Origin of the sequence: Streptomyces sp. NPDC005808 (assembly GCF_042871385.1) — a bacterium.
Taxonomy (GTDB): Bacteria; Actinomycetota; Actinomycetes; order Streptomycetales; family Streptomycetaceae; genus Streptomyces.
In genome coordinates, this window is record NZ_JBIAIK010000001.1 from 775,870 (window position 1) to 788,642 (window position 12,773).

Below are 12,773 nucleotides of genomic sequence, written 5' to 3' on the forward strand. Positions count from 1 at the left end.
CCTAGCCCTTCACCCACCGGTACTGCAGTTCCGGCCGTCCCACCTGCCCGTACTGCGGGGCCCGCGCCGCCCGCCCCGACTCCACCAGGTGCTCCAGATAGCGCCGGGCCGTGATCCGGGAGATACCGACCAGCTCGGCGATCCCGGCCGCTGTGAGGCCCTCGCCGCAGTCCCGCAGAGTGACGGTGACGCGTTCGAGGGTCGGGGCGCTCAGGCCCTTGGGCAGCGCGGCCGGGCCCGGTGCGCGCAGGGTGGCCAGGGCGCGGTCCACCTCGTCCTGGCCGCTCGCCTCACCCGCCGCCGCGTGGAACTCCGCGTACCGGATCAGCCGGTCACGCAGCGTGGCGAAGGTGAAGGGCTTCAGGACGTACTGGACGACCCCGAGCGACACACCCTCCCGTACGACCGCCAGGTCCCTCGCCGACGTCACCGCTATGACGTCCGCGTGGTAGCCGGCGGCGCGAAGGGAGCGGGCGAGCTGCAGGCCGTGTGCGTCCGGCAGGTGCAGGTCGAGCAGCAGCAGATCCACCGGCGTACGGTCCAGCGCGCGCCGCGCCTCGGCACCCGTGTGCACCTTGCCGACGGCGACGAAACCGGGGACGCGGCCGACGTACATGACGTGGGCGTCGGCGGCGACCGGGTCGTCCTCGACGACGAGCACACGGATGGGATCGGTCGTCATACGTCGCCTCCAGGCACGGCGGGCTGGGCGGGCTGAGCGGGCTGGGTGGTCGGGGTGGTCTGGGTGGTGTGGGCAGTCGGGGTGGTCTGGGCGTGCTCAGGCCGGTCGTCCTGCTGTCGGGCCGGTGCGGTCGATGCCTTGGTCCCGGATGTGGCGGCGGATGCGCCGGTCTCGGGCGCCGCGGAGGATGCCCCGGCCTCGGGCGCTGCGGCGGATGTCTCGGTCCCGCACGTGGTGGCGGATGCCCCGGTCCCGGGCGCCGCAGCCGATGCCCCTGCCCGGGGCGCCGCGCTCCTCGGCGTCGAGGGCACCGTAGGCAACGGCAACGGCAACGGCAACGGCAGTCGCGCCTCGAACTCCGCCCCACCCCCGGCGGCCGCCGTCACCGTCAAGGTGCCGTCGTGCCTGCTCACGGTCTGTCGTACCAGGGCCAGTCCCAGGCCCCGGCCGCCCGGCCCCGACGGCTTGGTCGACCAGCCGCGCTGGAAGACCGCCTCCGCGTGAGCGGGAGCGACCCCGGCGCCGGTGTCGGCGACCCGCAGCACCAGCCCGTCGGTGTCGGTGAACGCCGTCACCGTGACCCGCGCGCCCACCGTCCCCTGCGCCGCGTCCACCGCGTTGTCGATGAGATTCCCCAGGACCGTGACCAGGTCGCGGGCGGACAGCGAGGCCGGCAGGAGCCCGTCGTCGATGGCGCTGTCCTGGGAGACCACCAGCTCCACACCCCGCTCGTTGGCCTGCGCGGCCTTGCCGAGCAGCAGGGCGGCGAGCACCGGTTCGCTGACCGCCGCGACCACCTGGTCGGTGAGTGTCTGGGCCAGCTCCAGTTCCGCCGTGGCGAAGTCGACGGCCTCCTCGGCGCGGCCCAGCTCGATGAGGGACACCACCGTGTGGAGGCGGTTCGCGGCCTCGTGAGCCTGTGAACGCAGCGCCAGGGTGAAGCCGCGCTCCGAGTCCAACTCGCCCATCAGGGACTGGAGTTCGGTGACATCGCGCAGGGTCACCACGGTGCCGCGGCGGTCGCCGCCGGAGACCGGCGAGGTGTTCAGCACCAGGACGCGGTTCGCGGTGAGGTGCACCTCGTCCATCCGCGGCGCCGCCGACAGCAGCGCGCCCGTCAGCGGTGCGGGCAGCCCGAGTTCCGCCACGGAACGGCCGACCACATCGCCGCTCACCCCCAGCAGCTCGCGCCCGCCGTCGTTGATGAGCGCCACCTTGAACTGCCCGTCCAGCATCAGCAGACCCTCGCGTACGGCGTGCAGCGCGGCCTGGTGGTAGTCGTGCATGTGACTCAGCTCGGCCGCGTTCATCCCGTGGGTGGAGCGGCGCAGGCGCGCGTTGATGACGTAGGTGCCGAGACCGCCCAGGGCCAGGGCGCCCGCCGCCACCCCGAGAAGAGCCGCCACCTGCTCCTGCACGCGAGCGCTGATCGCCTCGACCTTGATGCCCGCGCTGACCAGCCCGACGATCTTGCCGTTGTCCCAGATGGGCGTGACCGCGCGGACGGAAGGGCCGAGGGTGCCGGTGTAGGTCTCCGTGAAGGGGGTGCCCTCCAGAGCGGGGCCGATGTGTCCGAGGAAGTGTTTTCCTATCAGCGTCTCGTCCGGGTGCGTCCAGCGGATGCCCTGCGTGTTCATGATCGTGACGAAGTCGACCTCGGTGTCCTGCTGGACCTGGAGGGCGTACGGCTGGAGGGTTTTCGTCGGGTCGGCGGTGTGGATCGCCTCGCGTACCGAAGGGGAGCCGGCGACCGAGCCGGCCACGGCCATGACCTGGCGGCCCGCCGCCTCCTCGGCCTGGCCGCGGTCGCTGACGTAGCTGAAGAGCGCGTACCCGGCGACGAGCACCGCGATCAGCACGGCCTGCATACCGAAGAGCTGACCGGCGAGGCTGCGGGGTTTGGGAACGCGGGGCAGGTGCATGGCTAACAGTCTCCCTCCACGTACAAGTGTGAACTAAATGAACGGAAGGGTGACCGCCCTCACAAGGCGGGAGATAGTCACCGCATCCCCTGGGAGTGCGCCTCCAGGACAGGCCGGGAGTCCGTTTCCCGGATCCACCGGGAATCCGCCTCCCGGGTCCTGGGGGCGCGACTTCCGGATCCCCGGTCGTGAGTCGCACGCCGGGTTCCGCCGGTCGTGAGCCGCACGCCGGATGATGCCGACGACGTCGTCAAGGAGGGCAGCCGTGGCCAGCACCCCGCAAACCGCACCTGCCGCACCCGCCGTAAAGCGGGACCGCACCCACTATCTCTACATCGCCGTGATCGGCGCCGTGATCCTCGGTATCGCGGTCGGTCTGCTCGCTCCCGACTTCGCGGTCGAGCTCAAGCCCATCGGCACCGGCTTCGTGAACCTCATCAAGATGATGATCTCCCCCATCATCTTCTGCACGATCGTGCTGGGCATCGGTTCCGTACGCAAGGCCGCCAAGGTCGGCGCCGTCGGCGGTATCGCCCTCGGATACTTCCTGGTCATGTCGCTGGTGGCGCTCACCATCGGTCTGGTCGTCGGCAACATCCTGGACCCGGGCACGGGCCTCCAGGTGACCGACGCGGTCAAGGAAGCCGGTCAGGGCCAGGTGTCCGCCGAGGCGCTGCCGCCGGTCGAGTTCGCGCTGTCGATCATCCCGACCACGATGATCTCCGCCTTCACCGAGGGCCAGGTCCTGCAGACCCTCCTTGTGGCGCTGCTCACCGGGTTCGCGCTCCAGGCCATGGGATCGGCCGGACAGCCCATCCTGCGCGGCGTCGAGCACATCCAGCGGCTGGTCTTCCGCATCCTCGGCATGGTGATGTGGGCGGCCCCGATCGGTGCCTTCGGCGCCATCGCCGCGGTCACCGGTTCCGCCGGAGTGGACGCGCTCAAGAGCCTCGCGGTCCTGATGCTGGGCTTCTACGCCACCTGCTTCCTCTTCGTCTTCATCGTGCTCGGCACGCTGCTGCGCGTCGTCGCGGGCCTGAACATCCTCACGCTCTTCAAGTACCTGGGCCGTGAGTTCCTGCTGATCCTGTCCACCTCCTCCTCCGAGTCCGCCCTGCCGCGGCTCATCGCGAAGATGGAGCACCTGGGCGTGAGCAAGCCGGTGGTCGGCATCACCATCCCGACCGGCTACTCCTTCAACCTCGACGGCACCATGATCTACATGACCATGGCCTCGCTCTACATCGCGGACGCCCTGGGCACCCCGATGTCGCTCGGGGAGCAGATCCCGCTGCTGCTCTTCCTGCTCGTCGCCTCGAAGGGCGCCGCGGGCGTCAGCGGCGCGGGTCTCGCGACCCTGGCCGGCGGTCTGCAGTCGCACAAGCCCGCCCTCGTGGACGGCGTCGGCCTCATCGTCGGCATCGACCGCTTCATGAGCGAGGCGCGCGCCCTGACGAACTTCGCCGGCAACGCGGTCGCCACCGTCCTGATCGGTACCTGGACGAAGGAGATCGACACCGAGCGCGTGAACAGCGTCCTCGCCGGTGAGTTCCCGTTCGACGAGAAGACCCTGCTGGACGACGAGGACGGCGCGGCTCCTGCCGACGCGGACGTCTCGGAGCAGGGCGGCGAAAAGGAACTCGCCAAGGCATGAGCCTCGCGGGTGCCCTCCTGAACGGGGCGCCCGCGAACCGGGGAGACCGGTAAATCCCCTCCCCAGAACGCCGAGCGGCCAGGCCATCCCCCGTAGCCTGGCCGCTCGGTGCGTCACCAGTTCTCTAGTCGCTCAGCTTGGCCACCAGCTCGGTGGCGTGTGAGGCGGGTACGCCTGCCGAGGTCAGCAACGTGACCGCGGCGGAGCGGCCCGCCTCTTCCGGTGCCAGCAGGCCGTGGTTCACCGCCTCCATGAGGGCGAACAGCATCTGCTCGTGCACGTGGGCGAGCACGGTCGCGGGCAGCGGGGACTCGAAAACCCCCTGTTCCAGGCCGCGCCGCAGCACCTCCACGACAGCCCCGCGGACGGGCGCGAGCCGGTCACGGATGCCCTGCACCGTGACACTGCGCTGCGCGAGCCCGACGAGCAGCCGGTAGCGGTCGGCGACCTCCCAGCAGGCGAGCGTCGAGCGGACCACCGACTCCAGCGGATCCTCGACACCTTCGCGACCCGCCATGTGCGCCGCCTCCACCGCGTCCACGGCGGCGTCGAACAAGGTGGAGATCAGCGCCTCACGGCTCGGAAAATGCCCGTAGACCGTACGTCGTACGACACCCGCGGCTCGCGCGATCTGGTCGATGGACGCGTCGGGATCACGCAGCAGCTCCGTGAGCGCGACATCGAGGATGCGGCGTCGGTTCACGTCCGCGCGGCTGAGGGTCTCCACGTGGCCGGGGGTTTCCGTGCTCATGACGGTCATTGTGCCTGGCCATGGGGAAAGCCCTTGTCCCGTCCACCGGGGCTCCACCGATTTGCCCTGGTACGGGCCTGGTCGCGAGGTCCTTTCGAACCTGGCCGCGACCCCCGAAGTCGCCCACCGCCTCCGGCTCGGGACGTTTCTCGTGGACCGGTCCCCGGCAGCGTGCGCGCCTGAACATGCTTGCCTTGACGTCGGCGTCAAGGATTACCGTCGCGGTATGCGAATCGGCGAGCTGGCCGTGCGGGCCGGGACGACCACCCGGACTCTGCGGTACTACGAGTCCCGGGGGCTGCTGCCCGCGCGGCGGGGTGAGAACGGGTACCGGACGTACGACGAGGACGATCTGCGGCTGCTGAAGCAGATCAGGACCTTGCAGGACTTCGGGTTCGAGCTGGAGGAGACCCGGCCCTTCGTGGAGTGTCTGCGGGCCGGGCACCCGGAGGGCGACTCGTGCCCCGCGTCGCTTGCCGTCTACCGGCGCAAGCTCGGTGAACTCGACGCGGTGATCGACGAGTTGGCCGCGGTGCGGGCGACGGTCGGTGAGCAGCTGGCGCGGGCGGAGCGGGCGCGGGACGAGCTGGCGGCCGATGCAGGGATTCCGGGTGGCCCGGAACCCGTGTGCGAACTGGGAGGGCAGACACGGTGATCAAGGCGGCGGGTGTGGCCGAGGTGAGCGACGCGGACTTCGAGGCGGAGGTGATCGGGGCGGAGCTGCCCGTGCTGGTGGAGTTCACGGCCGACTGGTGCCCGCCGTGCCGGCAGATGGCGCCGGTGCTGACCGCCCTCGCCGCCGAGGAGGGCGACCGGCTCAAGGTCGTACAACTGGACGTGGACGCGAACCCGCGGACCACGCTCGCGTACGGCGTGCTGTCGATGCCCACCTTCATGGTGTTCCGTGGCGGTGAGCCGGTGAAGTCGATGGTGGGGTCCAGGCCGAAGCGACGGCTTCTGGAGGAGCTTTCCGAGGTGATGTGACCCCGCGCCGCGGAACCGGCCACCCGACAACAGGCCACCCACACAAGAAATCCCCCGAGCAATTGCGCTCGGGGGATTTCCTTGCGTATATTTAATGGTTCGCGACTTCAAGTGCATTGAATCGCGGAGAAGTTCATTGAGCACAGTGTATCCGGCCGGGAGTGGAATTGTCAAACAGGGGCTCAAACACAGACTCCACCACAGGTTTTATCGACGATGAATTGCGTATTGAGCAGGAATTCATCGACGGGGTGTACTCCCGCGTGGACGCGCTGCGCGGTCTCACGGAGGCCGCGGTCGTGGACGCGCTCGGGCAGGGCAACACGCCCATGCAGGCGCGACTGGAACGGGACGTGCTCGTCGCCGAGCGCTCGGGGCTGCTGGCCGCGCTGAACGCCGTCGACGGTTCGCTCTGCTTCGGCCGTATCGACCTCACCTCCGGCGTCAGCCACCACATCGGCCGTCTCGGCATCCGCGCCGACGACACCGAGCGCACCCCGGTCCTCATCGACTGGCGGGCGCCCGTCGCCCGCCCCTTCTACCTGGCCACCGGCCATACGCCGATGGGCCTGCGGCGCCGCCGGCACATCACCACCGACGGCCGGCAGGTCACCGACCTGCACGACGAGATCCTCGACCTCGGCGACCGCCAACGCACCGGTCACGAGGACCCGAGCGGCGACGCGGTGCTCCTCGCCGCGCTGAACTCGGCGCGCACCGGCCGCATGAGCGACATCGTGCAGACCATCCAGGCCGAGCAGGACCAGATCATCCGCGCGCCCCACCAGGGTGTGCTGGTGGTCGAGGGCGGCCCCGGCACCGGCAAGACGGCGGTCGCGCTGCACCGAGCCGCCTATCTGCTGTACGAGTACCGCGAACTGCTCGCCAAACGCGCCGTCCTGATCGTCGGGCCGAACCCCGCTTTCCTCGGCTATATCGGCGAGGTGCTGCCCGCGCTGGGCGAGACGGGTGTGCTGCTCGCGACGGTCGGGGAACTGTTCCCCGGTGTGAAGGCGACCGCCATCGACCTGCCCGAAGCGGCCGCCGTGAAGGGGCGCGCCGACATGGCCGACGTACTCGCCGCCGTCGTACGCGATCGGCAGAGCCTGCCCGACCCCGTCATCGCCATCGAGCACGACCGGGACATCCTGATGCTCGACGCCGGGCTCGTGCGGGTCGCCCGGGAGCGCACCCGTGAGGCGCAGTTGCCGCACAACGTCGCGCGCGAGTACTTCGAGGGCCACATCCTCAACACGCTCACCGACATGCTGGCCGAGCGCATCGGCACGGATCCCTTCGACGGGTCGAACCTCCTCGACCCCGGCGACATCACGCAGATCCGTGACGAACTGGCCGAGAACCCCGAAGTCTGGGACGCCATCGAGCAGTTGTGGCCCCGGCTGACCCCGCAGCGGCTGGTCGCGGACTTCCTCGCCGCGCCCGACGGGTATCTGCCGGACGAGGACGCGGACGCCGTTCGGCGCGAGGTCACCCGGGAATGGACCACCGCCGACGTGCCGCTCCTCGACGAGGCCGCCGAACTGCTCGGCGTGGACGACCGGATGGCGCGGGCCCTCGCCGACCAGGAGCGGACCAGTCAAGTCGCCTACGCACAGGGCGTCTTGGACGTCTCCTACGCCTCCCGTACCTACGAGTTCGAGGACATGGACGAAGAGGATTCCGAAGTCCTCTCCGCGCACAACATCATCGACGCCGAGCGGATGGCCGAGCGGCACGAGGAGGACGACCACCGCAGTGCCGCCGAGCGGGCGGCCGGCGACCGTACCTGGGCGTTCGGACACATCATCGTGGACGAGGCGCAGGAGTTGTCGCCCATGGCCTGGCGGCTGCTGATGCGGCGGAGTCCCACGCGGTCGATGACCCTGGTCGGCGACCCCGCGCAGACCTCCGAGGCGGGCGGGGTCGGATCGTGGGAGGAGATCCTCTCTCCCTATGTCGAGGACCGGTGGGACCACACCCGCCTCGCGGTCAACTACCGGACGCCGTCCGAGATCATGGACCTCGCGGCGGGAGTGCTGCGGGCGGAGCATCCCGGGTTCGAGCCGCCGCGGTCGGTACGGAGTACTGGCGTACGGCCGTGGGTGCGTGCCGTTTCCGATGATCTCCCGGGGGCGGTGGCCAAGGCCGTCGCCGAGCTGGCGCCTGCCGAGGGGCGGCTCGCGGTGATTGCGCCGCGGGCGCTGCACGGGGCGCTTGCCGGGCGGCTGGACGGGGTGACGGCGGGAGCGTCGCCCGATCTGACCCGGTCGGTGGTGCTTCTCGACCCTCGGCAGGCCAAGGGGCTGGAGTTCGACTCGGTGTTGGTGGTCGAGCCCGGGGCGTTCGGAACGAGCGACCTGTATGTGGCTCTGACTCGGGCTACGCAGGCGTTGGGGGTGCTTCATACCGGGGAGCTGCCTGGGGGGTTGGTGCGGGGGGCGGGGGCGGCGTAGGGGATTTTCGCCCCCTCCGCCCCTGCCCGTTCCCGTCACTTGGGGGCTCCGCCCCCAAACCCCCGCTCCTCAAACGCCGGAGGGGCTGAATCTTTACGCGTTACGCGGGTCGGAGCCAGATGGTTGCCAGTGGGGGGAGGGTGAGTTGGATGCTGGCGGGGCGGCCGTGGGCGCCCTGGGGCTCTGGTTTCACCGGGTCGGGGTTGAGGATGTTGCTGCCGCCGTAGTGGGTGGCGTCGGTGTTGAGGATTTCGTGCCAGGCGGGGATGTCGTCGGGGATGCCGAGGCGGTAGCCGTGGCGGACGACGGGGGAGAAGTGGGAGACGGCGAGGAGGGGGGTGCCGTCGGTGTCGTGGCGGAGGAAGGCGAAGACGTTGTCGTCGGCGGCGTCGCCGGCGATCCAGGTGAAGCCTTGGGGGTCGGTGTCCCTTTGCCACAGGGCGGGTTCGCGTTGGTAGGTGGTGTTGAGGTCGCGGACGAGGTCGCGGATGCCGCGGTGGTCGGGTTCGGCGCTGTAGGCGGGGTCCAGGAGCCACCAGTCGGGTCCGTGGGTTTCGGACCATTCGGCGCCCTGGGCGAATTCCTGGCCCATGAAGAGGAGTTGTTTGCCGGGGTGGGCCCACATGAAGCCGAGGTAGGCGCGGAGGGTGGCGCGTTGTTGCCACCAGTCGCCGGGCATTTTCGATACGAGTGAGCGTTTGCCGTGGACGACTTCGTCGTGGGAGATGGGCAGGACGTAGTTCTCGCTGTAGGCGTACACCATGGAGAAGGTCATCTCGTGGTGGTGGTACCTGCGATGGACCGGCTCGTGTTTCACGTAGTCCAGCGAGTCGTGCATCCAGCCCATGTTCCATTTGAGGCCGAAGCCGAGACCGCCGAAGCCGCCGGGGCCGATGTGGTGCGTGGCCCGGGTGACGCCGTCCCAGGCCGTGGACTCCTCGGCGATGGTGACGACGCCGGGGTTGCGGCGGTAGACGGTGGCGTTCATTTCCTGGAGGAAGGCGACGGCGTCGGGGTTTTCGCGGCCGCCGTGTTCGTTGGGGGTCCACTGGCCGGGTTCGCGGGAGTAGTCGAGGTAGAGCATGGAGGCGACGGCGTCGACGCGGAGGCCGTCGATGTGGAATTCCTCGCACCAGTAGACGGCGTTGGCGACGAGGAAGTTGCGGACTTCTCGGCGGCCGTAGTCGAATTCGAGGGTGCCCCAGTCGGGGTGGGCGGCGCGGAGGGGGTCTTCGTGTTCGTAGAGGGGGCGTCCGTCGAACTCGGCCAGCGCCCAGTCGTCGCGGGGGAAGTGGGCGGGGACCCAGTCCATGAGGACGCCGATGCCGGCCTTGTGGAGGGCGTCGATGAGGTGTTTGAAGTCGTCGGGGGTGCCCAGCCGTGCGGTGGGGGCGTAGAAGCCGGTGACCTGGTAGCCCCAGGAGCCGCCGAAGGGATGCTCCGCCACCGGCATCAGCTCGACGTGGGTGAAGCCCAGGTCGGCGACGTAGGCGGGGAGTTGCTCGGCGAGCTGGCGGTAGGTCAGCCCTGGGCGCCAGGACGCCAGGTGGATCTCGTAGACGGAGAAGGGCGCCTGGTGCACGGGGCGTGCGGCGCGGGTCGCCATCCAGGTGTCGTCGTCCCACGTGTACGACGACGAGGTCACGATCGAGGAGGTGTGGGGCGGGACCTCGGTGCGCCGGGCCATCGGGTCCGCGCGCAGGGTGCGGGAACCGTCGGCGCGGGTGATGTCGAACTTGTAGAGCTCGCCGTCACCGATCGCGGGCACGAACAGCTCCCACACCCCGGAGGACCCGAGCGACCGCATCGGGTACGCCGTGCCGTCCCAGAAGTTGAAGGTGCCGGCCACCCGGACACCCCGCGCGTTCGGTGCCCACACGGTGAAGCGGGTGCCGGCGACGCCCTGGTGCACCATCGGCTCCGCGCCGAGCGCCCGCCACAGCTGCTCATGGCGTCCCTCGCCGAACAGATGCAGATCGAGCTCGCCGATCGCGGGCAGGAAACGGTACGCGTCCTCGGTCTCGAAGGGATCCTGGGCCGTCCCCTCGTACGAGACGAGCAGGCGGTAGGACGACGGCACGGCGCGCAGTGGCAGCAGGCCCGAGAAGAAACCGTCCCCGTCGTCCTGGAGCTCGGCCCGCAGCTCGTCCGTCACGACGGTCACGGCCAGCGCGTGCGGGCGGAAGGTCCGGAAGGCCACGCCACCGGCTATGGGATGGGCCCCGAGCACCCCGTGCGGATCGTGGTGCGTGCCGCTGAGCAGCCGCTCGCGGTCGCCGGGGTGCACACCCGCGAAGACGGGAGCGCTGTCGGCGGCGGGCACCGGATCCGCCTCCCGGGTCTTCTTCGAACCCTTGCCGGCCTTGGCGGCCTTCTTGGCATCGGCAGTCTTGGGTGTTTTGGCCGTCGCCTTCCCCTCGGCGGCGGCCTTCTTCTTCGCGCCGGTCTTCTTCGGACTGTCGTCGGACGAGGGACGGGGCGTCACGGGCAAAGCCTCCTGGAAACGAGAGGGGCGGGGGACGGTCAAGGGGCGGTGGCGTCCGCCGCGAGTCGGCGCACCGCCGCCAGCGGTACGGGGAGCCAGTCGGGACGGTGGCGGGCCTCGTACACGACTTCGTACACCGCCTTGTCCGTCTCGTAGGCCCGCAGCAGTACGGGGTCGGTACGCGGGTCGACTCCGGTGACCTCGGCATAACCGGTGCAGTACGCGGCCCGGCAGGTGTCGGCCCAGCCGGGCGTCAGGGGGTGGTGCGAGTGGGCCGCGTAGTCGAAGGAGCGGAGCATGCCCGCGATGTCACGCGCCGGGGGCTGCGGCATCCGGCGTTCGGCGAGCGGCTTCGACGGCTCGCCCTCGAAGTCGATCAGCGACCACTCGCCGGACGGCGAACGCAGGCACTGCCCGAGGTGCAGATCGCCGTGGATACGCTGCGCGGTCCAGGCGCCGCTCTCCGCGGCCAGGTCGGCCAGCGCCTCGAAGGCGGTGCGCAGACCGGGAGCGTACGGACGCAGCGCCGGTACCGCCTGCGCGGCCGCGTCTAGGCGCTGGGTCATTCCGTCGACGAGCGGTTTCATCTGCGCGTGGCCCAGCGTGACCGTGGGCAGCGCGTGGGCCAGTGCCGTGTGCACCTCGGCGGTGGCGCGGCCCAGCGCCCGCGCCTCGGCGCCGAAGTCCGCCCCCTTGGCCAGCTCGCGCAGCGCCAGCTCCCAGCCGTCCGTCGCACCGCGCACGAAGGGCTGCAGCACACCCAGGGTGTACGTCTCCTCACCCAGCTCCGCGACCATCCACGCCACCGGCGCCGGCACCCGCGGGCAGCCCTCCCCGGACAGCAGCAGCGGCAGCTCCAGGTCCGGGTTGGTGCCCGGCACGATCCGCCGCAACAGCTTGAGAATGAACGTATCTCCGTAGACGACGGACGAGTTCGACTGCTCCGAGGTCACCAGTCGGGGCACCAGGCCGTCGCGGATGATCTGCCCGCCCCGGCTCTCCTGGCGCCTGTCGCGCTCGAAGCGCAGGTCGCCGATCCGGGCCCGGGTGCGCAGGGCTTCCAGGAGCACTTCGGCGGGGCGCGCGTCGTGCAGCGCCTCGTACACGGTGAGGCCGGCCAGCGGCCCCTCCTCCAGATGCCCGATCAGCGCGGGTGCGAGCCTCGGTGGCAGGGCCTGGCGCACGCCTATCAGCAGCTGGTAGCAGTCGCTCGGGTGCGGGAGTGCGCCCTGTGCCGCGGTGAGCGGCTGATGGGCGCGCACGAGAAGGTGGAGCAGGCCCAGGGGGCCGGTCGTCGGCAGCAGTTCCGTGGCCGACACCAGCGAGAACCTGGTCACCGGACGCCCCTTGCCCGCGAACCAGCGCTGCCGCGGCAGCCACTCCCGCAGCAGCGGATCGAGGGACGCGAGCAGCTCGGGGCGTGCGGCCGGGGCAGTGGCAGAGTGGGTTGCTGCTTCCGACATGGCGTCGCGTCCTTTCCCCGGAGACCCATGGACGAGGGGATCCGGAGGCCCGGAGACCCAGGACCCGGAGATCCTGGGCGGCCGGGGGAGTCGGGGTGTTACTCATGCGTGCCCAGGGCGGGGCGGGGGAAACCGGCCCCGCCTCAGTTCTGGACCGCGTCCTTGCGGAGCCGAAACCAGTAGAAGCCGTGACCTGCGAGGGTGAGCAGATACGGCAGGTCACCGATGGCTGGGAAGCGTACCCCGCCGATCAGCTCGACGGGATGCCTCCCGTTGAACGCGCTCAGATCCAGTTCGGTGGGTTGTGCGAAGCGGGAGAAGTTGTGGACGCACAGGACGAGGTCGTCCTTGTATTCGCGGAGGAAGGCGATGACGGCGG

At 70.3% G+C, this 12,773-nt stretch carries 10 protein-coding genes; 4 read left to right on the forward strand and 6 right to left on the reverse strand.

The window, feature by feature from the left end:
* Position 1: 1 nt before the first annotated feature.
* Positions 2-682, reverse strand: coding sequence for a response regulator (locus tag ACFYPC_RS03485; RefSeq protein ID WP_388669919.1), 681 nt, complete (start codon positions 680-682; stop codon positions 2-4).
* Complete coding sequence (locus ACFYPC_RS03490; RefSeq protein ID WP_388669922.1) at positions 679-2,604, reverse strand: ATP-binding protein; 1,926 nt, start codon at positions 2,602-2,604, stop codon at positions 679-681. The genes ACFYPC_RS03485 and ACFYPC_RS03490 overlap by 4 nt, the downstream gene beginning before the upstream one ends.
* A gap of 235 nt (positions 2,605-2,839) precedes the next feature.
* Here ACFYPC_RS03490 and ACFYPC_RS03495 point away from each other — a divergent pair, with 235 nt between their 5' ends.
* Positions 2,840-4,258, forward strand: coding sequence for a cation:dicarboxylate symporter family transporter (locus ACFYPC_RS03495; RefSeq protein ID WP_388670076.1), 1,419 nt, complete (start codon positions 2,840-2,842; stop codon positions 4,256-4,258).
* Positions 4,259-4,382: 124 nt separating this feature from the next.
* Here ACFYPC_RS03495 and ACFYPC_RS03500 read toward each other — a convergent pair whose 3' ends face one another.
* Entirely contained in the window at positions 4,383-5,009 is a 627-nt protein-coding gene (locus ACFYPC_RS03500; RefSeq protein ID WP_388669925.1) for a TetR/AcrR family transcriptional regulator, read from the reverse strand.
* A 226-nt stretch (positions 5,010-5,235) separates the two neighbouring features.
* Here ACFYPC_RS03500 and ACFYPC_RS03505 point away from each other — a divergent pair, with 226 nt between their 5' ends.
* The 3 genes from ACFYPC_RS03505 (at position 5,236) to ACFYPC_RS03515 (ending at position 8,446) form a co-directional block, all read left to right on the forward strand.
* Entirely contained in the window at positions 5,236-5,664 is a 429-nt protein-coding gene (locus ACFYPC_RS03505) for a MerR family transcriptional regulator (RefSeq protein ID WP_388669928.1), read from the forward strand.
* Positions 5,665-5,678: 14 nt separating this feature from the next.
* Positions 5,679-5,993 carry a thioredoxin family protein gene (locus ACFYPC_RS03510; protein ID WP_388670079.1) on the forward strand — a complete coding sequence of 105 codons (315 nt, stop codon included), beginning with the start codon at positions 5,679-5,681 and terminating at the stop codon, positions 5,991-5,993.
* A 149-nt stretch (positions 5,994-6,142) separates the two neighbouring features.
* Positions 6,143-8,446: a HelD family protein gene (locus ACFYPC_RS03515; protein WP_388670082.1), complete on the forward strand. Its 2,304-nt coding sequence runs from the start codon at positions 6,143-6,145 to the stop codon at positions 8,444-8,446.
* Between the two features lie 100 nt (positions 8,447-8,546).
* Here the strand turns inward: ACFYPC_RS03515 and glgB are convergent, their stop codons facing one another.
* The 3 genes from glgB to ACFYPC_RS03530 form a co-directional block, all read right to left on the reverse strand.
* The gene (glgB, locus tag ACFYPC_RS03520; protein ID WP_388669931.1) at positions 8,547-10,931 is read right to left on the reverse strand and encodes a 1,4-alpha-glucan branching enzyme; all 2,385 of its coding nucleotides are present in this window, start codon (positions 10,929-10,931) and stop codon (positions 8,547-8,549) included.
* A 38-nt stretch (positions 10,932-10,969) separates the two neighbouring features.
* A complete protein-coding gene (locus ACFYPC_RS03525) occupies positions 10,970-12,394 on the reverse strand; it encodes a phosphotransferase (protein WP_388669934.1) in 1,425 nt (474 codons plus the stop codon).
* A 143-nt stretch (positions 12,395-12,537) separates the two neighbouring features.
* Positions 12,538-12,773, reverse strand: a 236-nt coding sequence (locus ACFYPC_RS03530) for an alpha-glucosidase C-terminal domain-containing protein (protein ID WP_388669937.1), incomplete at its 5' end; no start/stop codon positions are given.

Coding starts and splice junctions, on each gene's coding strand:
- ACFYPC_RS03485 (WP_388669919.1), bottom strand. CDS start 682: ATGACGACCGATCCCATCCGTGTGCTCGTCGTCGAGGACGACCCGGTC.
- ACFYPC_RS03490 (WP_388669922.1), bottom strand. CDS start 2,604: ATGCACCTGCCCCGCGTTCCCAAACCCCGCAGCCTCGCCGGTCAGCTC.
- ACFYPC_RS03495 (WP_388670076.1), top strand. CDS start 2,840: ATGCCGACGACGTCGTCAAGGAGGGCAGCCGTGGCCAGCACCCCGCAA.
- ACFYPC_RS03500 (WP_388669925.1), bottom strand. CDS start 5,009: ATGAGCACGGAAACCCCCGGCCACGTGGAGACCCTCAGCCGCGCGGAC.
- ACFYPC_RS03505 (WP_388669928.1), top strand. CDS start 5,236: ATGCGAATCGGCGAGCTGGCCGTGCGGGCCGGGACGACCACCCGGACT.
- ACFYPC_RS03525 (WP_388669934.1), bottom strand. CDS start 12,394: ATGTCGGAAGCAGCAACCCACTCTGCCACTGCCCCGGCCGCACGCCCC.